This is a genomic window from Paenibacillus sp. NMA1017 (assembly GCF_058895805.1).
This window is the reverse complement of the sequence record NZ_JBZXYR010000005.1, coordinates 66575-92484: the sequence shown is the minus strand read 5'-3', so window position 1 is coordinate 92484 and position 25910 is coordinate 66575. Positions and strand designations below refer to the sequence as shown.

The 25910-nt window shown below is 44.2% G+C and carries 25 protein-coding genes and 1 riboswitch; of the genes, 6 read left to right on the top strand and 19 right to left on the bottom strand.

Going from position 1 to position 25910, the window contains the following annotated elements:
- Nucleotides 1-137 precede the first annotated feature (137 nt).
- From AC5ELV_RS14660 to AC5ELV_RS14640, 5 genes are all read right to left on the bottom strand, one after another.
- Nucleotides 138-428, bottom strand: coding sequence for a hypothetical protein (locus AC5ELV_RS14660; RefSeq protein ID WP_493430772.1), 291 nt, complete (start codon nt 426-428; stop codon nt 138-140).
- An 18-nt stretch (nt 429-446) separates the two neighbouring features.
- On the bottom strand, nt 447-773 hold the full coding sequence (locus tag AC5ELV_RS14655) for a hypothetical protein (protein WP_493430771.1): 327 nt from the start codon (nt 771-773) through the stop codon (nt 447-449).
- A 27-nt stretch (nt 774-800) separates the two neighbouring features.
- On the bottom strand, nt 801-1145 hold the full coding sequence (locus AC5ELV_RS14650) for a YkvA family protein (protein WP_493430770.1): 345 nt from the start codon (nt 1143-1145) through the stop codon (nt 801-803).
- A gap of 256 nt (nt 1146-1401) precedes the next feature.
- Complete coding sequence (locus AC5ELV_RS14645) at nt 1402-3168, bottom strand: cellulase family glycosylhydrolase (RefSeq protein ID WP_493430769.1); 1767 nt, start codon at nt 3166-3168, stop codon at nt 1402-1404.
- A 681-nt stretch (nt 3169-3849) separates the two neighbouring features.
- On the bottom strand, nt 3850-4767 hold the full coding sequence (locus AC5ELV_RS14640) for a DMT family transporter (protein ID WP_493430768.1): 918 nt from the start codon (nt 4765-4767) through the stop codon (nt 3850-3852).
- A gap of 148 nt (nt 4768-4915) precedes the next feature.
- On the opposite strand from AC5ELV_RS14640, the gene AC5ELV_RS14635 reads away from it, so the two are divergent.
- Nucleotides 4916-5794, top strand: a complete 879-nt coding sequence (locus AC5ELV_RS14635; RefSeq protein WP_493430767.1) for a LysR family transcriptional regulator — start codon at nt 4916-4918, stop codon at nt 5792-5794.
- An 80-nt stretch (nt 5795-5874) separates the two neighbouring features.
- Complete coding sequence (locus tag AC5ELV_RS14630) at nt 5875-6030, top strand: nuclear transport factor 2 family protein (RefSeq protein ID WP_493430766.1); 156 nt, start codon at nt 5875-5877, stop codon at nt 6028-6030.
- 152 nt (nt 6031-6182) lie between these two features.
- Here AC5ELV_RS14630 and AC5ELV_RS14625 read toward each other — a convergent pair whose 3' ends face one another.
- The 5 genes from AC5ELV_RS14625 to AC5ELV_RS14605 form a co-directional block, all read right to left on the bottom strand.
- Nucleotides 6183-7760 (bottom strand): sigma-70 family RNA polymerase sigma factor, encoded by a 1578-nt coding sequence (locus tag AC5ELV_RS14625; RefSeq protein WP_493430765.1) that lies wholly within the window; start codon nt 7758-7760, stop codon nt 6183-6185.
- A 152-nt stretch (nt 7761-7912) separates the two neighbouring features.
- Nucleotides 7913-9649: an ABC transporter ATP-binding protein gene (locus AC5ELV_RS14620; protein WP_493430764.1), complete on the bottom strand. Its 1737-nt coding sequence runs from the start codon at nt 9647-9649 to the stop codon at nt 7913-7915.
- A 76-nt stretch (nt 9650-9725) separates the two neighbouring features.
- Entirely contained in the window at nt 9726-10334 is a 609-nt protein-coding gene (locus AC5ELV_RS14615; protein WP_493430763.1) for a response regulator transcription factor, read from the bottom strand.
- Nucleotides 10335-10590: 256 nt separating this feature from the next.
- Nucleotides 10591-11895, bottom strand: coding sequence for a radical SAM protein (locus AC5ELV_RS14610; RefSeq protein WP_493430762.1), 1305 nt, complete (start codon nt 11893-11895; stop codon nt 10591-10593).
- Nucleotides 11896-12295: 400 nt separating this feature from the next.
- The gene (locus AC5ELV_RS14605; protein WP_013311832.1) at nt 12296-12655 is read right to left on the bottom strand and encodes a HesB/IscA family protein; all 360 of its coding nucleotides are present in this window, start codon (nt 12653-12655) and stop codon (nt 12296-12298) included.
- Between the two features lie 372 nt (nt 12656-13027).
- Between AC5ELV_RS14605 and mqnE the strand changes: the two genes are divergently transcribed.
- Both mqnE and AC5ELV_RS14595 read left to right on the top strand, forming a co-directional pair.
- A complete protein-coding gene (mqnE, locus tag AC5ELV_RS14600) occupies nt 13028-14134 on the top strand; it encodes an aminofutalosine synthase MqnE (RefSeq protein WP_029518225.1) in 1107 nt (368 codons plus the stop codon).
- 203 nt (nt 14135-14337) lie between these two features.
- Entirely contained in the window at nt 14338-15405 is a 1068-nt protein-coding gene (locus AC5ELV_RS14595) for an NAD(P)/FAD-dependent oxidoreductase (RefSeq protein WP_076294236.1), read from the top strand.
- A 117-nt stretch (nt 15406-15522) separates the two neighbouring features.
- On the opposite strand, the gene AC5ELV_RS14590 is transcribed toward AC5ELV_RS14595, so the two are convergent.
- A complete protein-coding gene (locus AC5ELV_RS14590) occupies nt 15523-15780 on the bottom strand; it encodes a YuzB family protein (RefSeq protein WP_493430761.1) in 258 nt (85 codons plus the stop codon).
- Between the two features lie 87 nt (nt 15781-15867).
- Here AC5ELV_RS14590 and AC5ELV_RS14585 point away from each other — a divergent pair, with 87 nt between their 5' ends.
- Nucleotides 15868-16113: a NifU family protein gene (locus tag AC5ELV_RS14585; protein ID WP_013311836.1), complete on the top strand. Its 246-nt coding sequence runs from the start codon at nt 15868-15870 to the stop codon at nt 16111-16113.
- 92 nt (nt 16114-16205) lie between these two features.
- On the opposite strand, the gene AC5ELV_RS14580 is transcribed toward AC5ELV_RS14585, so the two are convergent.
- From AC5ELV_RS14580 to AC5ELV_RS14545, 8 genes are all read right to left on the bottom strand, one after another.
- Entirely contained in the window at nt 16206-16970 is a 765-nt protein-coding gene (locus AC5ELV_RS14580) for an SDR family oxidoreductase (RefSeq protein WP_342418833.1), read from the bottom strand.
- A 144-nt stretch (nt 16971-17114) separates the two neighbouring features.
- A complete protein-coding gene (locus tag AC5ELV_RS14575) occupies nt 17115-17957 on the bottom strand; it encodes a MetQ/NlpA family ABC transporter substrate-binding protein (protein WP_039272704.1) in 843 nt (280 codons plus the stop codon).
- Nucleotides 17958-18031: 74 nt separating this feature from the next.
- A complete protein-coding gene (locus AC5ELV_RS14570) occupies nt 18032-18700 on the bottom strand; it encodes a methionine ABC transporter permease (protein ID WP_274482601.1) in 669 nt (222 codons plus the stop codon).
- On the bottom strand, nt 18697-19719 hold the full coding sequence (locus tag AC5ELV_RS14565) for a methionine ABC transporter ATP-binding protein (protein WP_493430760.1): 1023 nt from the start codon (nt 19717-19719) through the stop codon (nt 18697-18699). Before AC5ELV_RS14565 ends, AC5ELV_RS14570 begins: the two co-directional genes overlap by 4 nt.
- Nucleotides 19720-19857: 138 nt before the next feature.
- A riboswitch (SAM riboswitch) is annotated at nt 19858-19997 on the bottom strand.
- A gap of 124 nt (nt 19998-20121) precedes the next feature.
- A complete protein-coding gene (locus tag AC5ELV_RS14560; RefSeq protein WP_493430759.1) occupies nt 20122-20847 on the bottom strand; it encodes a Cthe_2314 family HEPN domain-containing protein in 726 nt (241 codons plus the stop codon).
- Between the two features lie 62 nt (nt 20848-20909).
- The gene (locus AC5ELV_RS14555; protein WP_493430758.1) at nt 20910-22676 is read right to left on the bottom strand and encodes a UbiD family decarboxylase; all 1767 of its coding nucleotides are present in this window, start codon (nt 22674-22676) and stop codon (nt 20910-20912) included.
- A gap of 250 nt (nt 22677-22926) precedes the next feature.
- Nucleotides 22927-23859, bottom strand: coding sequence for a COX15/CtaA family protein (locus AC5ELV_RS14550; protein ID WP_493430757.1), 933 nt, complete (start codon nt 23857-23859; stop codon nt 22927-22929).
- A gap of 173 nt (nt 23860-24032) precedes the next feature.
- Nucleotides 24033-24377: a thioredoxin family protein gene (locus tag AC5ELV_RS14545; RefSeq protein WP_493430756.1), complete on the bottom strand. Its 345-nt coding sequence runs from the start codon at nt 24375-24377 to the stop codon at nt 24033-24035.
- 236 nt (nt 24378-24613) lie between these two features.
- Here AC5ELV_RS14545 and AC5ELV_RS14540 point away from each other — a divergent pair, with 236 nt between their 5' ends.
- Nucleotides 24614-25903, top strand: a complete 1290-nt coding sequence (locus AC5ELV_RS14540) for a DUF2515 family protein (RefSeq protein WP_493430755.1) — start codon at nt 24614-24616, stop codon at nt 25901-25903.
- The last annotated feature ends 7 nt before the right edge of the window (nt 25904-25910 follow it).

Below are 25910 nucleotides of genomic sequence, written 5' to 3'. Positions count from 1 at the left end.
ATAAAATTTGCGCATTTTCAGCATAAATTCTTTCTTTTCATGCCAATCATTAGGAATATCCCCTACACAAATACACAAAAAAACGCCTATCTCGCAAAAGAAAGACGTTTCCGTATAGATGCTTAAGTGGTATGCATTTACAGAGGTTTCGTACATTCCCAACCGTGTGAACGATACTCGCGCACAGCGTCTCGTATGTCCTCAATATCATCAGAATGCAGCAAAACGGCAGGTAGAATTACCCAATACTCATTCTCCGCTAGATCAATAAATACATCCTCAACATCGTAATATTGCATATCGCCGAATGCCGTATCCCTGATTTTCTGTCCAACCAAAGGTGTAAACGGGGAATTAAATGTTTTCATCACCTTCGTATATTCCTTCACGCCCGTTGCCGAGATCTGCTGTGAAACAATGACGCTCAATGCTGTTACCTCCCTGACCTAATAATGCTCATTATACCCTTCTCTCAGACCTTCTACAAAACCTTGCGCAAAAAAAATCATAAAAATCAATAGACCGATGCCAATAGCAACGGAGCTGATTACAATAATGAAGATGCCCTGCGTATTTCTTTGCTCCATCCGTTTGGTCAAAATTCCGAAAACAAGACCTATGATCCCGAGCAAGCCTCCAACGACAAAAAAACTAAATACGAACCCCAAACCTGCAAAAATCCAGCCAAAGAAAGCGAGCAGCCATCCCTGCTGCTGCGGCTCGCTCTGTTTCATCTGCCAGCGCTCCCTCGCTGTAGGTGTATATCTGTCCATTCCTTCTCCCCGCTCATCTTACAATCCTTAAGAAAAAAACTCGCTTGCCTTCTCCCGATGGGCAGGTTTGATATGCATGTCCAACACTTTCAAAGCTGCCAGCACAACCCCCGCATCATCTGTAAAACCCAACATCGGAATAACATCTGATATAGCATCTAATGGAGAAATAAAATACGCCAAGGCTCCGAATGCTATCCCTTTGGCATACAGAGGCGTTTCAGGATCTATCGCACAATAGTACATAGCCACCGCATCCTTCACAAAGGGAACTTTTCCAGCCGTGGACTTCACCTTGTTGAAAAATCCCTTTTTCACCTGTTCTTCCTGTTTTGGATCATACTTGGCTTTGGTTACGTCAAAATCCTTCATAGGTTCCTCCTCTTGCTGACCGGTGAGTTTGAAACTGCCATCTTCCGCTTACCAAGCGGGTAATTCTGAACCGTCATTTCCACTAACTCAACAGACTTATAGTCATATTTTACTATGACCCCCTTTGATATTCTAGTATATTTTTCCTAATCCTTGCTCCTATGTTCTACAATGAAAAACGATTCCAGACAAACTAAACGACCTTCCCCATTAAAATCTCGAGAAAAGGCCGTTGCTAAAACAATATGAATCTTTTTTACTGTTTACCGCCGCTATAAACCGTGCTTAACTTGGATGTTGCTCTGATGCCATTCGGACCTTCAATAATGGCACGTCCTTGTTCAGTATAGCTCGATCCTCCCCAGTCGTTTGACATATCCAAATATTCTAGACCTGATCCATTTCCTTTCCAAGACCAGCCGAGATAACCTACACCTTTTTGTTGGGCGTAACTCATAATGGTAGCCTCGTCAACATCACCATTTGTATGCTTGATTCCGAATTCTCCAATGATGAGAGCTAAATTTTTATTTAATACATTGTCAATATTGCTTTTTACTGTTTCGGCATTTCCTCCAGCGTATTCGTACATATGAATGGAGAACATCGTATTTTTAAGCGGATCGGCATCAAACACTTGCGTTCCGTAGTCAAAAATCGACTTCGGATATTGCCCCCACCCAGCGGCGTCAACCATAATGGTATTTTTGATGCCAGCATTTCTTAGCTTTGGAATAACTGATTTATACCCCTGTGCCCAGCCGTTCCCATCCCAAGTACCAAACCATTCATTCGCGATGTTGAGAATGACTGTATTTTCTTTTCCAATCAGTGCACTTTTCATTTCAATCCAGTAATCTGCGATTTTATTCAACACAGCAGCATTATCATTTCCCGTACCATCGTGTACTTCAAGGATAACAACCAATTTGTTTTGTTCTGATAAAGTGATCAGGTTTTGCAACGCTGACAAATCATCTTTCGTCCATTGCTGTCCGTCAGACAGCACGATTCTAATCGTGTTCGCTCCTGTTTTAGCAATTGCAGGTATCGCAACTGACTCTTGACCTTTGTACCAAGTGTAAGCGTGATTAATTCCTCTCATGACAAAGGGATTTCCGTTGCCATCATAAAGCGTCGTACCTTTAACATAAAATCCTGTATTTTGAGAGGAGTCGGAACTTGTTGTTACTTTTAAGACATTACTTGGTTCCGAAACATTGCCTGCTGCATCTTTCGCTCTTACAGTGAAGTTGTAGGATGTGTTCGCAGCGAGACCCGTCACTGTATAACTTGTTGCGGTGCTCGTGCCTACCAGATCTGTTCCGTTATAAATAACGTAGTCAGTTACACCTACATTGTCTATTGAGGTCATCCATGTAAGAGTGACAGATCTGCTCGTCTTGGATGAGCTGTGGAGGTTTGTTGGGGCGGTTGGTGGTGTCGTATCTGTTGTCGTATCAATCTGCGTGAATCTCCACCTTTGCTGAGCGCTACCGTTGTCGGCCCATTGTTGAACGTTTGCACCGTCATGGGTATAACCACCGACAACATCCAATGCTTTACCACTAGATTGCGAGATCAGCTTATAATATCCACCACCAGCGTCAATGATTTTCCACTTTTGCTGAGCGTTCCCATTGTCGGTCCATTGTTGAACGTTCGCTCCGTCCTGGGTATTACCACCGACAACATCCAATGCTTTACCACTAGATTGCGAGATCAGCTTATAATATCCATCCCCAACGTCAACCACTCTCCACTTCTGTTGCTCCTTTCCGTTATCGCTCCATTGTTGAACATTCGCTCCGTCATCCTTTGATTCCCCTTCAACTTCCAGGTTTTTTCCGCTATGCTGTGCCGTAATTTTGTAAACAGCATCTGAAATCATAACCGATTGGGCAGACGGTGTTGAATCAAGCGCTAGATTAGTAACTCTATCATTGTTAGCGCTTACAATCGTGGTCGGCAATATATTAACAAGCATGCCTAACGAGATCAAGCACGACAATAACTTCTTCATTTTGCAACCTCCAGGTAATCAGCGTTACAATTCACCGTTTGTTCGAAGTTTCCAACATTTCTATTTAACTGCATCTCAACTTACACCTCTCTCTTAGCTTATATATTCAAATTTCCATCCCTTAGGCACGTACTATGATCTCTCCCTCCCGGCCATAATTCGGAAAAGAAAAAAGAATCAAAAAGAGCCCTATCCTAATATAAGGTAAACGCTTTCAATTCTTCCAAACTAATTATGTGATTGGGAAATGAATTCTCACTCATTCTAGTTTACGTTATACGAAATGTCAATTGTTAGCATAACAAAAAATAGTAAAATAAAATAATTATTAAAAAACAATATTATATAAACATAACAAATTGATATTTTTGTATACTCTCCTCCTTTCATGATCTCTATTTTTGCTCTAAAAAATTATATTCATTGCATTTTTTACACAAGGACGAAAAATAGAAAAACCTTTAATGTCATTTTGTTAGTTTAATGTTTTTATAATAAATAATTTTGTTAGCTAATTTTGGTGCGACAGACTTCTACAATAAATTTAAATTTTTTCGATGATCTTGAATAGCATAGCATATGAGTTCTTTGAAAATCATAGTCAAAAAAAGCACGCTATATTGGTGCTTCCAATATGCGTGCGTAAAATCTATTGAAATTCTTCTGGATCTATCGCCCTCGTTAATCCTCAAATGTCTCACCGTTCTGATACTTGGTGGATAACTCTATTCTTTCTTTAATATTTACCAGATACACACTGCCTGCAATCAGCACCAGCCCTACAACAAACGTCAAAGTAAGCGATTCCTTGAGCATTACCATGCTAAAGACCGTAGACAACACGGGTATCATAAACGTATATGAGCCGACGGTTCCCGCATCACCGTTGTCGATCAGTTTAAAATAAATCATCCAGCCCATCGCAATCACGAATATCGAAATAAACAATAAAATCGCGATAAAGGAGGTCGTCCAGTGAATATCGCTCCATTTCTCAGTCGTAAATCCAATCCCATTGAGTATAATCCCTCCTAAAACGAGCTGCATCGTCACCGCCCAAATGGAGTCCAGCTGCTGGCTTTTTTTCTTCATATAAATCGTTCCGAGCGCCCAGCATAGCCCTGAGGCCAGACCCAACACTATGCCCAAGACAGACAAATGACCTGCCATCCCACCAGAGCTAATCACGATTACCCCGCCAAAACCCAGTACCAGTCCAATGACCTTCAGGGGAAACATGCGCTCCCCCAACCACATCCAGGAGAATAATCCCAACAGGATCGGCTGAAGGAATACTAAAGTGGAAAATAACCCGGCAGGCAAATAACGCAGCCCTACCGTCTGCAAGCCATAGTAGCCTGCAATATTAAATATGGCCAGCACCAGATAAGTCCACGCATTCTGTCTAAAGTGCAAGGTTTCCCGGCGACGCATAGCGAACAACAGCAGAATCACACCACCCAGCAGGGTGCGGATTCCTGAAAAAAATATCGGCGGCGTATCTGGCAAAGCCAGCTTAGTCAACGGCCAGTTGATCCCCCATACCACCACTAATATCAAGACAAGCCACAGCGTAGCTTTAGGTGTTAATTTTTTCATAGAAGTCTTCTCTCCCTTAGCTTTTCATCGCTCATTGCTACCGACCAAAATCTGAATAGCCGTTTGCAAAGTTTTGCTTTACTAGCGTATACTGTGGTCACTAATAAATAAAATGAATGTTTTCAATAAGGGAGATAACTTTTCACTTATGACCATTACTCAGATTATGATCTTCGTTCGCGTAGCCGAAACGCTAAACTTCACCCAAACTGCCCATGAGCTGCATATGACGCAGCCCGCGGTCAGCCATGCCATCGCCAGCATCGAAAACGAGCTGGGTGTCCAGCTATTGCTGCGCGACCGAAAAAAAGGAGTGCTGCTGACCGATATCGGGCACAAAGTACTACTGCAATTCCGTATGATGCTGCAAAGCATGGAAAAGGTACATCAACAGGTGGCTGCTGAAAAAGGTCTAGACGTGGGCACGATCACGATCGGTGCCTTTCCTTCTGCCTCAGCCTATTTTCTGCCCCCAATTATTCATCATATTCGTCAGCATTATCCGAACCTTGTTTTCGATCTACATGAAGGCTCTACGAATGAAGTCAAGGAGTGGGTGCATACCAGAGAAATCGAAGCGGGTATCATCCTGTTGCCAGATCCTCAGGTAGATGTCATTCCTTTATGTCAGGATAACATGGTTATTCTCCTGCCGGACGGTCACCCTTTGCAATCGCATAACAAAATCGCGATTCGAGACTTGAATGAGCAGGATATGATTTTTTGTAAAGGTGGACATGAGATCGCCATTATGGAAGGTTTTGAACGCGAACAAACTCAGTTGCAGGCGCAATTCATTACTCACAATGTCAGCACCTTGGTCAGCATGGTTCGACAAGGACTGGGTATGGGCATTGTCTCTTCACTCGCCTTGTCTACGTTCCCCCATGATTTGACCGTCAAGGAGACTTCACCTCTGATCACACGGCAAATCGGTATCGCTGTACCATCTCTGCACAATGCTTCACTTGCTGTACAGTTATTTGTGCGGACCGCGCAGGAGCTTTTTACGGATTCGAAGCAGTAGAAGCATTGGTAACGAGATTTGGTAGGTGTATTATGTTTCCTGAAATTACTTGAATGGTTATCAAAGGGGTGTCTATTGATATGCAGGAAAATCAAATCATCGAATACGAGGAAAAACTGCGTAAGGCGATGTTGGCCAGTGATGTGGAGGTTTTGAACGAACTGATTCATGACGATCTTATATTTGTAAATCACTTTAAGATGAGATGTGCTATACCCGCGTTTGGCACAATATAGATGGAGCGTTGAAGATTATTTCAGGGCATTGTAGCACGGTAAAATAGCTAAACCTAAACCACTTTCAGAGAAATCAGGCGCCTAAATAAAAAAGAGTTTTCCATAAACGGAAAACTCTTTCGCACGTTAAGCTATTTACTGCTAAAGCTTGTTCAATGTCGGACCACCAATTCTCCGGTTACATCATCCCAGCGCCAAGAAACCTCATGTCCAAGGAGATGCAGCCCCCCAAACCACTCGTCGATCCCTTGAACTGCAATGCGGTCCGCTGATCCATTCAGTACCTCTTTACCCAACTCTGTCAGAATTACCTTTCGGTTCAGAAAATCCGGAATTTGTCTGAAATTCAAGCCGACCTCATCCCCGTCAATGATCAGCAAAGGATGTTCACCTTGCGCCAAAGCACGAATAAATTTCCAGTATTCGAGATCACCCATACCGAGCATATGCAGGACGTCAGTTACCTGACGAAATAATTCCAATGGCGTATCCACTCCATTATGCACGGTCTGAAGCGTGGTTTGTTCCACAACGCTAAGACCATTCCGCTCCGAGGGCAGCCGCTTGAGATGCGCTGTGAAAGCTTCATAGGCAAAAGGCAGGCCGGATGCTGCCAATTCTGCCTTCTTGTCTTCCAACAGATTAGCCATTTGAGCAGGATCAGGAGAAGCATACGCCTGCCAAAGCTCGCTTCCGAGCTCCATTTCTTGCCGCCCAATGGTCCGCCAGGTCCCGGATAATGTCTGAAGCTGTGCCGGAGTGAGCTGTCCTAGACCATGAAACCGTTCGATTCCCGGAAACTCCCCAATACAGAGCAGGCTCAGCTTCGTGCGGCCCAATTTCTGTCTCTTGAACCAGTGGAGCAGATAGGCGAGCATGCTCTGATCAAACAGGTCATGCTCAAACCACAATACGACTTCATCATACTTGATAAATTCACAAAGTTTCTGCTCTTGTTCCTCACAACCCGTAATATATTCGCTGGCCGGAATACCCATCGTTTCCTCCAGGACCCGGGCCCGCAGTGCCCGTTCTTCCGCCCCCGCTGGATTTGTAAATATCGGTCCTGCCGGATATACCTCTCTCCATACAAGCACGTCACCTTGTACAACATCCTGCTTCAACATGTCACCTACAACATCACCGTTAACAATATGCAGCATGTTTTGCCCTCCCTCATACAAATGATTGAACACGGAAACGAGGTCGGCTACCGGGAGTGTACCTTTCAACTTTCGGCGGGCATCGTGCAGCCGCTTCTTAAGCGTCGGGACCGGAGTGCCCAGATAATCGGAAATTTCCTGAAGAGAGTAGCCGTAAAAATAAAATAGCCGCAGAGGCACGCGCAGCTTGGCAGACAGTGCCTTCACCGATTGTTGCAGAACTTGGCTCTCCTCCCTACGCTCCGCAATTTCTGCTACACCCGGTACTCCTCCTGATACCTGCACAGCATCATCCAGAGGAAGCACCGAATGATGCTTGCGCCGCAGCATCCGCTGACACTGTCTTACGACAATGGTCTTGAACCAGCCTGGAAAAGCGGCCGGGTTCTGTAGCTTCTCCAGATTCTGATAAGCCTCTATGAACGCATCCTGCACGGCATCTTCCGCGAGATGAACATCCTTCAGCATGTCATAGGACACCGTATAGGCCATCCCACGAAAATGCAGCATCAGCTGCCCGAACGCTTCCGCATCCCCTTGCCGCGCCTTTTCAACCCACTCCCTCATACGTCCCTAGCCTCTTTTCTTTCGTGTTCTTAATCTTAAGTGCCAGCTCCGTGGGAGAAAGTTACAAATCATGTTGATGATAAAATAAATTCAGCCACAAGAAACACAAAAAAGTGCCCGCCTTGAATTGGCCAAGCACCCCATATTTACGATTAATTTACTACGTAAGAGATCGGGCTGTCTTTATGATGTGTCATTGTCGACTCCTCTGCCAATCCATACATATGATAGAAGCAACCTTGAAGCTCTATTAATTCACGAAATGTTCCTCTCTCTATAATTGCCCCATCAGCGAATACAAATATCATATCATAGCGCTCTAATACTGATCTTGATAACCGATGAGTAACCATCACGCATGTAGTATTCTCTAAATTCAGAACTGTTTCTTCAATGGCATTTGCTGTTTCATGATCAAGTGACGAAGTAGGTTCATCCATTAACAATAAAGGAGTGCGACGTATTAACGTTCTTGCTATGGCGATCCTTTGCTTTTCACCTCCAGACAAAAAACTCCCTTTCTCTCCAACCTGTGTCTCCATCCCATTTGGTAGCTTATTAATTAGCATATTCAGACCAGATTTTTGAATAGCATCTTCAATTTCATTATTAGGAAACATCTGGTACAACACAATATTTTCCTTAATACTACTATCAAATAAAAAAACATCCTGATGCAGGACAGACTCCAGTCTGCACCAATCCTCCATATTGATTTCCTTTAAATCTACTCCGTCAATACTGATCCTACCTTTGTAGTTCTCATATTGCTTCATTAAAAGTCGTAATACCGTTGATTTCCCTGACCCGCTCGGCCCGACTAAGGCATACTTCTTCCCTAACTCCAAATCCATATTTAATTCATGTACATTATAGCAATCATCTTTATAACCAAAAGACACTTCTTTTAACGATACTTTATTCTGGATAGTCGGTTTGTGAATGTAAATCATGTCCTGGCGCTCTGTATGTAAAAGTTGTGTGATCTTGGCCGAAATATCACGTAACGATTTGATTTGAGTTATATATTGAATGCTCATTTGTATTGGATTAACGATACTATTAGTTAGTTGAACACAAGCAATCATAGTCCCCAACGTGATAAGCTGCCGTAAAGTAAGGAAACTCCCAATAATAAATACTGAAATAAACATAAACCCACCAAATACTTCACTAATAGAGCTAACCCAAGCACTCAACTTTTGAAATCTATATTTTTGATTTTCCGTCTCCTGATTAATACCATCAAATTGCCCTTGTACATGCCCCTCAATACCAAAACTTTTAATAACTGCAAATCCTGAATACATATCATTCGTATGAATCATAAATTTCTCTAAAGCTTCAACTACTTTTCTCTTACGATTTACAAGTTTCTTTTCAAACATTCGTGGGATAAACATAGATAACAGCGTTAATAAGACAAGAGCTATAACAATTGTAGGACTGAGTAAAAACATCGCTATCAAAGATGCTGAAAACGATATAAATGTCCCAATTAACGAGAATATATTTTTAAAATAATCATCTTCAATCATCTTAATATCATTACTAAAAATAGAAATATACTTGGCGCTATGATTTGAAGAAAATTGTATTAGACTTTTATTTAAAATATGCTCAAATACAATCTCTTTTAGATTAAGCATGGTCTTCCTCATATAAGAAGCATGAGATAAATTCGTTAGTAATCGAAGTATTGCACCCAGAATGATTAAAAGTATAGCCAAAAAAGCTGACTTAACAAATTCTTGTTCACTTCCGGTTGTAACAGTGTCTACCAATTTCTTGAAGATAAAAGCCATATACATATTCATAAGGCTCGATAAAGTGATACATATGATGAGTAATATTAACTTAAATCTATACTTTAACAAAAAAAGCTTCATTACTAACCCCCATTAGAATATATTTTTACTGATTTGACTGCGATATCTTACTTGTGTATTTTTACATGGTATAATTTTACACATTGATCATCCCTCTATTTTTAGCAGCAACTACAGCCTCTAATCTCGAATGCACCTCAAATTTATTAAAAATATTAGTTAAATAATATTCCACAGTCCTTTGACTAACACAGAAGATGACAGCGAGTTCCTTATTGCTTTTCCCCTCTGCGATGCATTCCAAAATAGACCGTTCCTTGTTGTTGAGCACTACATAATCTATTACTCCTTCACGGTGATGAAGCTGTTTTAATAAGGTTACGGGTAAAACGGAAATACCGTTTAACACGTTTCTTATAGTCCAAATTAGTTGATCGTGCGAAGGATAATTTTCAATAAATGCTATAACGCCCAGGTTTAAGAGTTTATCCATCATTGTATATGTATGAACCTGTCCGATAAATAGTATGGGTAAATCCTGAATTAGATGGATACATTCCAAATCTTCAGGAAGCATTTTATTCAAATGATAGATACATAGATTAAAATTATATTTAGCTAATTTCTCTTTTGCTTCCACAATAGATCTGATAAGTGTGACATGTATATATTGATCTTGTTCGATCCGCGACTTGGTAACCTCTCCTGATTCAGGATGATCATCAATAAGTAAAATGCTGTACATTTCACTAACCTCCTGCGTTTTTTATACTACTAATATATTTTCTCGACAAAGTAGCTAAATAACCGCCTGTCTACTAAAGATAAACAGGCGGTTTCATAATTAAGAAGATTACCAGTGAAAAATAATGCAACCATGATAATACCAACAAGTACTAGCAGGTTCAACAGAACTTTGGGCTGCTTTTGGCTCTACAATCCAACGCATATTTCTCACCTCCTTTCAAAACTTCAAAAGAGTGAAATTACGGAAATAATGCTTATACCTCAAGTCGATGATAATTAAACTTAAGCATTTCTCCTAAATTGTACTTGTACTCACAACAAACCGGCTGTTTGTCGATACTTTCAAACGCTTGCTGGGCACATCCCCCCCCACATAAAGGCAGGACTGAGCAACTTCGGCATTTTTCAATTTTATAGGGTGAATAATTAAGCCATTTCTCTGTACGCTCATCAGAATTTATATCATTGCTAATATGACCTATCGCATAATTGGAGTTTCCTACCGTATTCCAGCATTTTTGAATCCAGCCATCTGGCTGCACTACAATTGAATTGTCTGCAATAGCAGCGCAAACAACAGGTACATATTGAGGGTAATAAGAAATGTTAAGCCCTTTTTCCAATGCTTTCTCATACAAGCTTAAAATAACTCCAGAGAATTCTTGATTGGCAAAGCAGCTATTACTGCTTGAACAACCTCCCGCCACATAATCAGTGGTAGCAGAAAAATAAATATTTACTTTTTCCTTAAAGTCTTGCCGCCCTAAATAATCCATATAATCTTCCATTGAAGCAACATTGTTCAAATCTACATTTGAGCGTATATTTATGTGAACAAAATCACATGAATCCCTAATATTATTTATTATTTGATCAAATGTCCCTTGTTGGTTCGCCAAAACCCTTCTTTTATCATGATTCACCTTATTACCATCTATCGTAATTTGAATACTTTTCAAACCTAAGTCTCGTAAAATAACAGCACGACTTTTATTTAGTAAATATCCGTTGCTAACCATGTAATGTGCTATTTCAATATGTTTTAAGGCTGCCATAGTATTCATTTGATCCATGAGCCGCGTAACCTTTTTAAATTCAAGCAATGGTTCTCCGCCTGTCCAATTGACAGTAATATGTTTCAAATTTGTATCTTCCATTGCACTTTCTATATAGTTCAAAATATCTTGCTGAACTTGGTCAGTAAAAGAATGATTACCTGTTTTCTCAGTCAAATTCTCATAACAATAAGAGCATCTGAAATTACAATTAAACGTAGGCAAAATTGTAAGATGTAATGTGCTTTTTTGATATCTAGTTGTAGTGAATGACTTTTCCATTATCTCTAATTCATTAACAGGATTCAGATATAAAAATCGTCCTTGTATCAAATGTTCTAACTCTTCACAACTCGTTAGATAGGAAAAATCTTCATTAACGAGGGCATCGTATAAGTCCTTCTTTATTTCTCCTAACCCGTTAGTTAGACTGTTATATATTAAATATTTCCCATCTCCTTCCTCATCTAGTTTCAAGTACTCGTTGTAAGAAGAAATTTCCATGTGTACCCCTTCTATCATTTATTATTAAGTACTAGATTGATCTAATTCCACAATGAACCAAACCAAATAACTATTTATTAGATCATTTTACATGTGGCTAATCAATAACCATTCATTCATCTATTTGATTATATTTTACCATTACCTTTCTTAAAAATCACCGCAAATTAACCGCAAATTACAAATAAAGCAAAGATCAAATCATAGAGTGTAAGACAGACTTTTTACAAACATAGCTCCCCTATTCCTGCTCATTGGTAGAAACGAAAACACAAAAAACCTCCATAACGATATAGCACACGACTATATCGCTGGAGGTCTTGACTCACAAACCTAAGATGAATATTTCTATTGCACACTCATAACTATAACCACAATAACCTGCAATTCTTTGTCTTAATTAACAAGGCTCTTCGTTCGGCTTACCTGCATCCGTAGCTGTACGGAAGCTTGAACCACAGCCGCATGTAGCTACAGCATTCGGATTATGAATTGTAAAACCGCCTGACATTCCGGACTCTTCAAAGTCGATTTCCAGACCGTCCAGGTAGCGAATGCTTTCCTTTTCCACTACAATCTTCATATCCTGTACGTTCATATATATATCCTGATCCGTCTCGTTGTCGTCAAAGCCCATTGCATACGAGAATCCGGTGCAACCACCCGGCGTAACACCCAGACGTAAAAACATATTCGGCGTTTCCTGCTGCTCCAGCATATCTTTCAAACGCTCAGCAGCGGAATCGGTGATGTTAATCATAGCTCCATCCTCCTCTTTTACTTCATGTTCTCCTTCAGTATACTCCACTATTTGCAGGTGCTCAAGTCATGGAATGTCCTTCCCTTACAGGCTTAAAGACCTGTTTTTCTATTCGTTTGTATTGAACACCGGTGGTGTGAGGTTTATAATAGGTAAAGAGTGTGTAAAAAAAACTGTCGGAAATTTGTCATTTCAAAGGCGATATTTTGAGACATTCATCATTGTAGCCTGGCATTGTAACATTTTTCACATATCGTATATCCGCGCTGCCGGATTCTTGCCGACGGAACGGGACATCCTGTGCGCACCAAGCGCTTGTGCCGCTGATTTGGCGGACAGCCTCGCACAGAGCAACTTGAAGGAGGAATAGGCATGTCCACATTAGTTACACCTTTTACAGACCGCAGAATGGCGGAAATTGTAGAAAAGGTACAGAACGGGATTCGTTTGAACCTTGAAGATGGTATATATTTGTATGAAACTGACGATATCCTCACACTGGGTCAGTTGGCTAACGAAGCTAATTTACGCAAGAATGGAAAAAAGGTTTATTTTATCGAAAACATGAGCCTGTACTTCACCAATGTATGCGAAGCGCGCTGCGCGTTCTGCAATTTCCGCAAGGATCAGGGGGAGGACGGCTCTTATACGTTGTCCGGGCAGGAAATGATTGATTATGTAGAGCAACACATCCATCCGGGGGTAAGAGAATTTCATATCGTCGGTGGTCATAATAATCATGTGCCTTTCCAATACTATGTAGACTCATTGAAGGCGCTGAATGAAAAGTATCCCCACGTTACACTGAAAGCCTACACTGCAGCGGAAATTGACTTTTTCACACGCATAAGCGGCTTGAGTATTAAAGAAGTGCTTGAGGAGCTGCAAAAGGCTGGACTTCAATCCCTGACTGGTGGTGGCGCGGAAATCTTGTCCGACGAATATCGGAAGAAGATGCGTGTTACGAAAGCCAACGTGGACCGCTATCTCGAAGTACATCGCACAGCCCACAATCTCGGCATGAAAACTCATACGACCATGCTGTACGGTTCAGTCGAATCGTATCAGGATCGTATTGAACATATGCTGCAAATTCGTGAATTGCAGGACGAAACGAACGGATTTATGGTATTTATTCCATTGTCCATGCAGCCGAAAAGCAAAAACGCCAACATCATGCGCCGTAACTCCGCTTACGAGGATCTCAAAACCATTGCGATCAGCCGCCTGATGCTGGACAATATCGACCATGTCAAAGCTTACTTCATCAATATTGGCCCGCAATTGACGCAGGTCGCTCTCACCTTTGGCGCATCAGACGTCCATGGTACGATTGTGCGTGAGCAGATCAGCCATGCCGCAGGTGCGTTAACCCCTGCCGGATTGACCCGTAAAGAGCTGATCTGGCTGGTCAAAGGTGCAGGACGCATACCTGTAGAACGGGACACCTTCTATAACGAAATCGAAGTTTTCGAATAAATGTAATATCGGATTCAGATTTCCCGCGAGCATTTCATCCCCATTACTCACACCATGCAGCATCATGCTGCCCCGGACTACGCTGGTCTGTCTTTCAAAGGCAGGCCCGATTCTCGGGTTTTATAACAACAAAACTTGTGTTAGATCGACGAGACACCAGACCATTTGCCGGGGACACGGTAGCGAAAGGAAGGCGGATTTTGATGAAAAATTTCGTTATTCTGGGGGGCGGCTATGGCGGCCTTACCATTGCCAAAGAATTGCTGGATAAACACATTCCCGACGATGTTCAAGTTATTTTAGTGGATCGAATGCCCTTTCAGGGGTTAAAAACAGAGTATTATGCCCTCGCGGCAGGTACGGTTTCTGATTTTGATTTGCGGGTGCATTTTCCAGATGAACAACGTCTTATTCGCAAATACGGAGAAGTCACCTCGATGGATCTGGAGAATAAAATGGTCCATTTTCAAGACGGTGAACCCTTGCCCTATGACCAGCTTGTCATTGCGTTGGGTTGTACCGACCGCTTTCACAATACACCGGGGGCTGAAGAACACAGCTGTACGATCCAGTCATTTAACCATACCCGCCAAACCTATCTACGCTTGAACGAAATCAAGCCATATGGACATGTTCATATTGTAGGCGGCGGTCTTAGCGGTGTTGAGATAGCTGCGGAGTTACGTGAAAGCCGCACGGACTTGAATATTACCATTATGGATCGGGGTGAGCGGGTGCTGTCGGCATTCCCGCAACGTTTGTCTGCCTATGTACATGCTTGGTTCAAGGAGCATCAGGTTAATGCCCTGAATCATGTTGCGGTTTCCCGTATTGAGCCGGGGGCTATTTATAACCGTGACGAGCAAATTGTAACGGATGCAGTGGTATGGACAGCCGGAATTCAGCCGGTAAAAATCGTGCAGGATTTAGCCGTCCCTAAAGACCCTCAGGGTCGCATTGTGCTCAACGAATATTATCAAATACCGGATCATCCTGAGGTGTATGTGGTCGGAGATTGTGCGAGCCTTCCCTACTCTCCGAGCGCTCAGGCGGCAGAAGTGCAAGGGGAGCAAATCGCACACATTGTACGCGACCTGTGGAAAGGCCAAACGCCTCATCCACATCCTTTAAAGTTGCGCGGTACATTAGGCGCACTTGGCAAGAAGGCCGGGTTCGGCTATGGCTTTATGGGCAGTACCTCATTGCGCGGACGAGTACCACGCCTGCTTAAAAGCGGCGTGCTCTGGAAGTCCAAACGCCATTTTGGCTAACCGCATGCTCAAGAGACAAAGAAGACCCGCTCCCAGAGCAGGTCTTCTTTGTTTCTTGCGTGTATGCATGATGCATATTCTCTATACAAAAAGGAGCTGGCTAACAGGCATTGTATTTCAATCCAAATCTAGGTTATCCCATGCTTCAGCTTCCTTAATTTTGTTCATAATCACTTCGTACAGATGCTCTGCTGAATCCGCGGATACAATCTCACCGTTGACCATCGCATAGGGTTCCGCGTTACACTGACCGCAATTGCTTAGGCAGCCGTATTCGATCACATCATAATCCGGATTCTGTTCCAGCTTGGCCATGATTTCATCGGTACCCAAATGCATATTACTGGTGCAAAACTCAATAATAGGTCTTAACATTTTTTCACCTGCTTTGGATGACGGGCATTTTAATTTGGCCCGCTTTGTAATATAATAATAAAGGTATAGGAAAGGAGTTGAATTCTAATGAGCGAAACACAAAGCGTTCAAATGTATGATGAAGTAGCTGATGTACTGGATAAGCTCCGTCCGTTCCTGCAACGCGATGGTGGCGACGTTGAGCTGGTTGACGTTGAAGACGGCATCGTTAAGCTGAAGCTGGTAGGCGCTTGCGGCAGTTGCCCAAGTTCCACAATCACGCTGAAAGCAGGGATTGAACGTGCTCTTCTCGAAGAAGTCGACGGCGTCCAAGAAGTGGTACAAGTATTCTAATGCTTGATGCATAATGATCATGAGAGTCTTGACTTCGGTAACGAAGCTCAAGACTCTTTTTTGTGTTAGAGCCTCTGAGGGATCGCTCAAGCTTATATGGTTGGCCGAATGGGGTCCAATCCTCCCGATACATCCATAATATTGCCTGTTATAAAATCCGAATGCTCCTCACACAAATAGGTGATCACTCGCGCAATGTCCTCTCCGCTCCCCGGACGTCCACGCGGTGTCTCTTTATCCTGCATGCCGATGACATCGGCGATTGACATTTCCTTATTTGCTCCTCGAATATCCCCTGGACAGATCATATTGACCGTGATGCCATAAGGAGCTTCCTCCACAGCCAGTGACTTCGTAAAAGACACCAGCCCCACCTTGGCGGCTGCGTAGACGGCGCGATGCGGCCAAGCCCTCGCTTCTCCAGCATGACCAAAGCCAAAATGAATAATACGTCCCCATTGCTGGCTACGCATGTGAGGCAATACCAAATGATCCAGCAACATGGTACCGACCAGATTCCCTTGTATCATGGCATGAATCTCAGCTACACTGTAATCCGCAAACAGACGGCGTTCCCGGATGAACGGTCCAGCATTGTTCACCATAATATCGACTCCGCCTAGCCGATCCTGTACTTCACCAATCAACCTCGTGATATCTTCCTGAACAGAGATATCCCCTTGTAAAGACAGGCAGCGTACTCCCTTAGACTCAATCACCCGCTTAAGCGCTTCGGCTTCTGCTTGGCTATGCACATAATTCAGCGCAATATTACAGCCTTCATCCGCCAGACGCAAAGCGGTCGTTTTACCTAAACCTTTGGCACTGCCCGTTATGAATGCGACTTTATCTCTCAACAATTTTCCTCCTGTTCACAGAGATCGGTCACCCCCAAGTATAAAATATTTAAGCTTCCCCTACAACTCCATTCAAAAAGAAACCCCCAGTCCTCTTGTTCAAGAGAATCTGGGGGTTTCGTGCAATGCGTTCTCGTTCCCTACTTAAAATGCCGGGATAATTGCGCCTTGGTATTTATCTTCAATGAATTTTTTAGTTTCTGGAGATTGCAAAGCTTTAAGCAACTTCTGAATCGCTTCGGAATCTTTATTATCAGGACGTGCTACCAGAACGTTAGCATATGGAGAATCCTTGTCTTCCAGTGCCAGTGCATCCTTCGTAGGGTTCAGCTTCGCTTCCAAAGCGTAGTTCGTGTTGATCAACGCAATGTCTACTTCAGGCAACTGACGTGGCAGCATAGCCGCTTCCAGCTCCTTGAATTTCAGGTTTTTCTTATTTTCAGTAATATCTTTTACGGTAGCCTCAATGTTGCTTGCGTCTTTCAGCTTGATCAGACCCTGTTTCTCCAACAACAACAAAGCACGGCCTCCGTTTGTTGCATCGTTCGGAATGGCTACAGTTGCGCCATCTGGGAGTTCATCAAGCTTTTTATATTTTTGGGAGTAGATACCGAATGGCTCCAAATGAACTGCGCCCACAGAAACCAGGTTCATTTTGCGCTCTTTGTTCATCACATCCAAGTAAGGTACATGTTGATAGAAGTTGGCATCCAGTTGCTTGTCAAACAATTGAACGTTCGGCTGTACATAGTCGTTAAACTGAACGACTTGGAGACGAACCCCTTCTTTTTCCAACTGAGGCTTGATTGCTTCCAAAATTTCCGCATGCGGCACAGGAGAAGCTCCAACTTTCAGCTCCACTTCACGTGGTGATCCGCCTGTATTTTCGGCCGCATTGTTTGTATCTGATGTTGTGCTCTTAGTACCACAAGCAGCCAGCACCGCAATTAATGTCAAGCTTAATACAGCCAATACCCATTTCTTCATGTTATTACCCCTCCAATAATTTGTAATATTCAGGAGCTGACGTCCTGATCAATAAGGATATCTATATGTTTTCCCTATTTTCGAGTATAATGCCGCACGAGGCGATCTCCCGCCATTTGCAGCAATTGCACCAATACGACCATCAGCACGACCGCAACGATCATTACAGCCGTTTCATAACGATAATAGCCGTAGTTGATAGCCAGTGTACCCAGTCCACCGCCCCCGATCATCCCGGACATTGCCGTGTAGGATACGAGTGTAACGACAGTAATGGTTAATGCAGCGAGCAGACCCGGAAGTGCCTCACGTAACAGCACACGCCGGATAATTTGTCCTGTCGAGGCCCCCATCGCTTGTGCGGCTTCAATGACACCCTTATCCACTTCACGCAGTGACGTTTCGACAAGACGTGCGAAGAATGGGGCAGCCCCGATAACCAATGGCGGAATGGTTCCCAGCACCCCGGTCGAGGTACCTACCAGCGATCGTGTAAAAGGAATAAGTGCAACGATCAAAATGATAAAAGGTACGGAACGTAAAATGTTAACAATAAATGATAATACAATGTATATCGCCTTCATCAGAGTCAACGAGGAGCGACTCGCCAAAAACAATAATATACCGAGCGGCAAACCAATGATGAGGGTGAACAATGCGGATGCCCCAAGCATCTGAAGGGTTTCCAGCGTAGAATTCCCTAGCTCTTCCCAACTCACTTGTGAAAAATCAAGTTCGCTCATTGTCCGATCACCTCCACATCAAGTCCTTGCCCAGACACTTCGCGCAACGTATGCTCTATATCCTCATGATTTCCTTCAAAACGAACGATCAGCTGTCCATACGGTACATTTTTAATCGTAGATATGGTTCCCTGCAAGATCGCAAAATCAACACCAGTGCTTCGAGCCGTACGCGACAGAATCGCATCATATGTTTTGCTGCCCAAGAAGGAGATACGCACCACCTGCGCTGACTCGCCGCCACCTGCTGCCGCAATCGCTGCTTGCAACTCCTCGGGATGTTCTGACTCCCGCTGGATAAAGTCCTTGGTTACCTGGTGCTGCGGCTTCAAAAATACTTCCGCCACCGGACCTTGCTCCACGATGTCGCCCTGATGAATGACGCCAACTTTATCACAAATGCTTTGAATGACGTGCATTTCATGTGTAATCAGCACGATGGTTAAATTAAAGCGCTGATTAATATCCAGCAGCAATTTCAGGATAGACCCCGTCGTCTGTGGATCAAGCGCAGAAGTCGCTTCGTCACACAGCAATACATGAGGATCACTAGCCAGCGCCCGTGCAATGCCTACCCGCTGTTTCTGCCCACCTGAGAGCTGTGACGGATATTTTCCACTGTGTTCTTCCAGACCCACCAGTTCCAGCAGTTCACGGACCTTCTTGTCCAACTTCTGCTTGGGCGTGTTTACCAGCCGCAATGGAAATGCAATATTGTCATACACCGTCGCCGAAGATAACAAATTAAAATGCTGAAAAATCATTCCGATTTTTCGACGTTGCTTCTGTAACTGGGATTGACTCACAGTGGTGAGGTTTACCCCGTCTACCCATACTTCACCTGAAGTAGGGCGCTCCAATAAATTAATACAGCGGATCAACGTACTTTTTCCCGCCCCGGAGTGACCAATCACCCCGAATATTTCTCCACGCTTTATAGAAAGGTTTAACCCAGACAGCGCATTAACGCGTCGGTTGCCTTTGCCATAATGCTTGGTTAACTGCTTAAGCTCTATCAACGTGCTGCGACCCCCTTCACTTCTTTCCTTACCCTTTTTAACCAGTTGTCATCTCTCAGGATTGTATAAAATCGCTATTTTTTTATACAAAAAAGAGCCCCTTTCACAGAATGAAAAGGGCCCCACATTGCGAACCTTTTCTCATCTGCCAAAATCGCTATAACTCTAGCGGTTTTGTAGGAATTAGCACCATCATGTTCCCTCCCAGTGTATTACACCGGGAAAGAACGGGTTGCCGGGCTTCATCGGGCCAGTCCCTCCACCTCTCTGGATAAGAAAAATATGTTAAACTCCAGCTTTAGCTGTCCGTTAAGTTTATATAAAAAACATAATTCAAGCATTTTTCTGAAACTAGGTTTCAGTATAGATAGTTTACATTGCTTTGTCAAAGGATATTTTCTATCATATTTTTGGGCGTACTGCCCGGTTCTCCCATTGTTTCGCAGTATAAGTAAAGGCGTTTGACAGCGACCGACACACCATTTCCAAGCCCTGCTGCAAATCTTCCAAATGGTGATCGAGGTCCTCCAGTTGGATTTTTCCATACAAAGCTCGGTGTCGTTGCCAGAGATCATCCTGCATTTCCGTATTCATATAGTGTATTTCCGTATTCCGACGCTTACGCAGCCGATTGATGGCATCGCTGTAAGTGTCCTTGATATCAATTAAATTATCGGTCAATACAGGATGCATTTTGAGATACTTGAGCTGCCGCAACACGGTAAAATACGAATAATGCGCCTTATACTGCCCTGTTTTTAAATCATACAGATCATTCAGCCAGTTACCCAGCTTATCCAAAATAGAGAAAACCCGAACAAACCCATCTTTATAAAAGAAAACATACAATGCATAGTCGGATTTTTCATCCTCACTCATATCTTCAGCATATCCGGCTTTCACTTTCATACGGAAAAAGGCGGCAGCATGATGGCTCTGCTCCAGTTCATCCAGAGATGACATTAGACCACGTGTTAAAATATCCGCCTTCCGAAAATCGTGGGTCGGATCTCCATCAGCCTGAATTTGCCGCTCCAGCAGGTTTAACATATCTGACATGCTATTCATGGCATCCAGCAGGATGCCCTTGTTCACACGTGGCGGCTCACCCAGTAGCTTGCGTATCATGCTTCCGCCTCCTTATACATGTAAAATCCGGCTGTAGGCTTCATTAGGGTTTCATTAGGGCGTCAAGCGAAATAACTCGTCCATCGTTGATCTACAAGCTTAACAATATCCTCACGCGGTAACACCTCATCCGGATACCCCGGCTTCATACGCGCATCCACTACAATCGGCAGCTTATAGTTCAGATGATGCAAACGCACTTCGCTGTCGGCGTACATATCTGTAGCCGGGTTAAAGCGTGTGAATACCGTCCACAGGAACGAGGCTTGGGAGCGAACAACTTCTTTGGCATCATCCACGATAAAGACAAGCGGCCACTCTTGCTCACCCGCAGCTAATCGCTCCAATACACGTGCCGCCAGCTCAGGCTCTTGCTCAAAAGACGCACCCGATACGACGAGGCAACCTCCGCAATAGGGCTCAATTTCACGAATGCCCGGCAGATCGCCCCCTTCATAAACGCGAGGCAATTCACGTACAGGCTCACCTATTCCCATCAGGATCGCCTTGCTGCCATGATTCAGCTTGCGGCCTGTGTAATCGAGTGTATCGTGTGACGTGTGATTGAAAATAAATAGATCCCTTGCTGGATTAAATCGCTCCAGAATGGTTTCCAGCAGCAGGTTAAAGTCAGATAAATCAATGACTCGATCCGTCAGCATCAGGAACTTGGTCAACGATAATTGACCTTGACCTAAAATAGTAAAACCGGACACAAGTGCTTCACGGGAGTAGCTTTCACGTACGACTGCCGCTGCTAGCGCATGTACGCCCGTTTCCGCATATGCCCACAGGGACTTAACGGAAGGCATTACAAGCGGATAGGCAGGCGACAGCAGACGTTGCAAAAACTCACCGAGATAGTAGTCTTCCTGTCGAGGCTTACCTACAATGGTTGCCGGATAAATGGCATCCTTGCGGTGATGCATATGTTTGACATGAAATACAGGGAAATCATGCTGTAATGAATAATAGCCAAAATGATCGCCAAACGGACCTTCTGGACGCCGTTCATGAGGTGGAACGTAACCGCTGATTGCAAATTCTGCTTCTGCTGGAATTCGGTGGCCTCCAAGCGGGTCTTCTGTCATAGGCAGCTTGCCTCCCATAATAAGCGAAGCCAGCAACAGCTCGGGCAAGTTTTCAGGTGCTGGAGCAATGGCAGACGCAATCAGGGCAGGCGGGCCACCGATGATAATCGTCGTAGGCAACGGCTCATTACGCAGCTCCGCTTCATGATAATGAAAACCGCCGCCTTTATGAATTTGCCAGTGAATGCCTGTCGTCTGATCATCATAAATCTGAATGCGGTACATCCCCAGATTATGATCCTTGGACTGACCTGGCTTCTCGGTGTACACGAGTGGAAGCGTAATAAACGGTCCTCCATCCTCATGCCAACTGGTCACTTTAGGCAGTGGTGCCAACGGAGCCTCTGTACGGCGAACTCCCAATACAGGGGCCTCGCTATGAGATACTGTTTTTAGCCCTACTTTTAGCATGTCCTTAATCAGGCCACGTTCATTCCACAATGCTTTGGGTGTAGGTGGAAACAATGTTTTGGTTGCTCCTACAATCGCATCCATCAGTTGCTCTGGTCGCGGGCCAAAAGCCATGTCCACACGGCGATTCGTGCCAAACAAATTACTGGCTACAGGAAACGGGGTTCCTTTTACATTCGTGAACAGCAGTGCCGGCCCTTCTTCCTCAATGACTCTTCGATGAATCTCAGCCAGCTCCAAGTAAGGATCGACAGGTGCTTCTATAATTTTAAGATGATTTTCTTTACGCAGCGCTTCAATAAATTGGCGCAAATTCTGGTAGATCAACTGGACGATTCCTCCTAAGCAAATCAAGCCCTCGAGAAACTCGTGGGCCTGGTTTGTTTCTTATACAGGATTTTGCAAAATTCTGTTCCAGTCGCTCCAAGGTACAATATATAGACGTATACAATCATTCCGATCTATCTATTGCTGATGACAAGTCGCTTTGTGGATTTTTGCAAAATCCTTATATGCTATTATACGTGTTTAAACGCCTCTTGGGCAAAAATCCGCTTCACTACGATTCATGAAATGCTTAGGTACGTTGTGCTTGGGTCGAAACAAACTTGCGGTCCGGTGACAATTGCCATACACGATAGCTCAGATAAGCCAAAATGGAGAACAACGATGCAATAACCAGCATATGTCCAAGCACGATAAACATGTAGATTTCAGGTCTGTTGACGTACAACAAGATGATTCCAATCACCACTTGAAGCAAGATTAACAAGACCGATACGACACCCAATATACGGATATCCCGGTGATTCGGGTGATAACGGTATGCGTAGTGACCCACAGCCAAAATAATGACGAACAGCAGACCGGCTGAAATCTGATGAAGCAGCAGTGGAGATATGAAGCCCCCAATATTTACAACCTTCTGGATGACCGAGTGACTAAGCAACGCCCCTGAATAGACAGCAATATAGGTATAGATCGTCGATAGCCAAATAAAGTTACGAAACCCCCGACTGACAGGCCCAGGAATCAGACGCGGAGTGTGGCGTGAGTCCGCATGCTCTTGCCAGGCCCCCAGCGTCATCATAGTCGCACTGGCAAAAGCGATAAGCGCAAAGCCAAAATGCAGCCCCATGACTGCAGCCGATTGGGAGAAGATGACAGCCAACGCCCCCATGGCACCTTGTACAATGACAAACATGAGCGTGAGCAGCGAGAATAGCTGCAAATCCTTCCGATGCTTCATAAACAGCAAAAAGCCAACAAATGAGGCGATAGAAAGAATCCCGGCCATGGCACTGACGGAGCGATGAGAGAACTCAATAAGCGATGCGATCGTATGTGCCGGAACCAGCTTACCATTGCACAGCGGGAATTCCCGGCCACAGCCGAGACCCGAATCCGTCCGCGTCACGACACCTCCACCGAAGGTAGCCAAAAACATGACAATACATGTTACGAGTGCCAGCCATTTTAATATTCTGATTTTGTTATTCAAAGAATTCACCCGTATCCTTCCAAATATAATATTTATTCACTTTATATGTTGTGAAATGCTCACTTAAAGTAATTATAACTGATATATCGTTCCTTGACATACGAGCTTTGTTGACAAAATGTGAACGTGTCCGTGAGAAAGCCGCCCCCTTAGAAGGAAGCGGCTTTCTGAATGTCTTGATGTTATTTTGCCAAGCTCGCGTGGACTTCTACAGCCCGATCCAAAAATTGTTCGATCTCCTCGCGGGATTTGCGCAGCCTGTTGACCAGACGTACCAATTCTCGCCCTTCACTGTAGGCGATAAAGCTAGGAATACCCAATACATTCTGCTCTTGGCTGACGCTTTCAGCCTGTTCTACATCAATCTCAATTAATGTAAGCTTATCTGCATATTGTTGTTCCACATCAGGCATGAACGGATCAATGAAATGACAATCCCCACACCAGTCCGCCTTAAATACAGCCACCGTTACGCCGGGAGTAGATATTGCCTTATTAAAGTCTTCATGAGAGAGGATTTTTTGCATGGATGATTCCTCCTTAAATTCTTTTTATGCTGAAAAGATTGCACTTTCTATTGTAACGCCAAGTGAAGCTTTTGCACACTCCCCCATTCTGCTCACATACCGATTGGAAGCCCTCTCATTGAGGCATACTAAAGATATACTTAAGAATCCACATAAGCGACGACATCCTAACAGCATACCCAACTTACTTGGCAGGATACGGGGATGCTTGCAGTTGGAAAGGAGGTTATTTAGTCATGTCTCTCACCGAATGGCTCCATACAGCATCTCGACAGCTTCAAGGAGGGCTAAAGTTACTGGGTTCCGTTCCCCGTGTTGCAGAGGAAGCTTGGGAGGGCAAACGGGCGGCTTGGACCGAATCCCGCAAATTACGCTACCCCTTGCGTGAACTAGCGTGGGATTATCATACAGCACAGGCAGCTATGAATGAAGCTGAAGCGTTAATGCTGGTGAACGGACCCGCAACGCGTCCCTCTTCTCTGAATATGCCCTTATGCGAAACAGACTGTGAGCTGCTGGAGCGGATCAAGAACGATACAGCACAGGAGAATCGCAGCAACGTCACTCGGACTGCTGCTTACCTTGAATGCTATCGTGGCTACCCGGAGTTACACTGGGCATTACTGGCCCACCTGGTTTCTCGTAATGGCGGCTATAATATGACCGATCTGAAAGGGGGACTGATTAGCAACCTGTTCGGCGAACAGGAAAAGGAATGGCTGTATCGGCTACTGGAGCGCTGTAACGCCCTTATTTTTCAGGACGCTTATCCGCAGTTGCAACTCTACATGCACAGCCGCCATTTGGGTCGGAGTTGCTTTCATTTGTTGCCTTATTTTCACGTTTCGCCATTCATGAAGCCCTTTTGGGAACGCTTCTGGGCTTGGCGGGATAGCTCTCTGTTGACGGTAGCGCTCATCATTAATGAGCAAAACTATATTGAAGGACGTGTGGTAAAAGATCCGTATTTTCAAAAATTTGTGACCCACAAGCCGGGCTTTTATTTGCATGACTGGCTCCAGCTTAATCAGGTTATATTTCCACTTGGGCTGAACGGTGGACTTGCTGGACTAGTGATGGAGCGTTTCGGTCATTTGGACGAGCGGATCGGCTTTGGCAAAAGTCTATATGCTATGCTCTTCGGCCATCAGCAGGTGCTGGATCAGGTATCAGCATTCGCTAACAGTGTGCCGCATACGGGTTCACGCAGCGACTATTGGCCCGGATTGTTCACCCCAAATGAACAAAAAGCGTTGCACTCTCCAGATGAAAGTGCAACGCTTTTAGCACATAAATGGCTACCGCCAGGACAACGTCTGTACAGCCCGGAGCTGAACGCCGTCTGGTCCGATACAGCTTATGATCCAATCCCCCGGTATGACTGGTTTCAGGACGGCTCCACACTTGGACATCTCAGCGAACCAAGGCGACCGCTGTTATTTGCCATGCGCCATGAGCATCGCCATGGCATCCAAAAAACAGCAATGGCCCACGTTGCCCATAACAGCTTTCAACCTTTCCACTGAAAGACTG

Coding starts and splice junctions, on each gene's coding strand:
- AC5ELV_RS14625 (WP_493430765.1), bottom strand. CDS start 7,760: ATGAGGGAGTGGGTTGAAAAGGCGCGGCAAGGGGATGCGGAAGCGTTC.
- AC5ELV_RS14650 (WP_493430770.1), bottom strand. CDS start 1,145: ATGAAGGATTTTGACGTAACCAAAGCCAAGTATGATCCAAAACAGGAA.
- AC5ELV_RS14645 (WP_493430769.1), bottom strand. CDS start 3,168: ATGAAGAAGTTATTGTCGTGCTTGATCTCGTTAGGCATGCTTGTTAAT.
- AC5ELV_RS14635 (WP_493430767.1), top strand. CDS start 4,916: ATGACCATTACTCAGATTATGATCTTCGTTCGCGTAGCCGAAACGCTA.
- AC5ELV_RS14640 (WP_493430768.1), bottom strand. CDS start 4,767: ATGAAAAAATTAACACCTAAAGCTACGCTGTGGCTTGTCTTGATATTA.
- AC5ELV_RS14605 (WP_013311832.1), bottom strand. CDS start 12,655: ATGATTAACATCACCGATTCCGCTGCTGAGCGTTTGAAAGATATGCTG.
- AC5ELV_RS14620 (WP_493430764.1), bottom strand. CDS start 9,649: ATGAAGCTTTTTTTGTTAAAGTATAGATTTAAGTTAATATTACTCATC.
- AC5ELV_RS14570 (WP_274482601.1), bottom strand. CDS start 18,700: ATGAGCGAACTTGATTTTTCACAAGTGAGTTGGGAAGAGCTAGGGAAT.
- AC5ELV_RS14590 (WP_493430761.1), bottom strand. CDS start 15,780: ATGTTAAGACCTATTATTGAGTTTTGCACCAGTAATATGCATTTGGGT.
- AC5ELV_RS14615 (WP_493430763.1), bottom strand. CDS start 10,334: ATGTACAGCATTTTACTTATTGATGATCATCCTGAATCAGGAGAGGTT.
- AC5ELV_RS14575 (WP_039272704.1), bottom strand. CDS start 17,957: ATGAAGAAATGGGTATTGGCTGTATTAAGCTTGACATTAATTGCGGTG.
- AC5ELV_RS14585 (WP_013311836.1), top strand. CDS start 15,868: ATGAGCGAAACACAAAGCGTTCAAATGTATGATGAAGTAGCTGATGTA.
- AC5ELV_RS14610 (WP_493430762.1), bottom strand. CDS start 11,895: ATGGAAATTTCTTCTTACAACGAGTACTTGAAACTAGATGAGGAAGGA.
- AC5ELV_RS14630 (WP_493430766.1), top strand. CDS start 5,875: ATGCAGGAAAATCAAATCATCGAATACGAGGAAAAACTGCGTAAGGCG.
- AC5ELV_RS14595 (WP_076294236.1), top strand. CDS start 14,338: ATGAAAAATTTCGTTATTCTGGGGGGCGGCTATGGCGGCCTTACCATT.
- AC5ELV_RS14655 (WP_493430771.1), bottom strand. CDS start 773: ATGGACAGATATACACCTACAGCGAGGGAGCGCTGGCAGATGAAACAG.
- AC5ELV_RS14545 (WP_493430756.1), bottom strand. CDS start 24,377: ATGCAAAAAATCCTCTCTCATGAAGACTTTAATAAGGCAATATCTACT.
- AC5ELV_RS14540 (WP_493430755.1), top strand. CDS start 24,614: ATGTCTCTCACCGAATGGCTCCATACAGCATCTCGACAGCTTCAAGGA.
- mqnE (WP_029518225.1), top strand. CDS start 13,028: ATGTCCACATTAGTTACACCTTTTACAGACCGCAGAATGGCGGAAATT.
- AC5ELV_RS14560 (WP_493430759.1), bottom strand. CDS start 20,847: ATGATACGCAAGCTACTGGGTGAGCCGCCACGTGTGAACAAGGGCATC.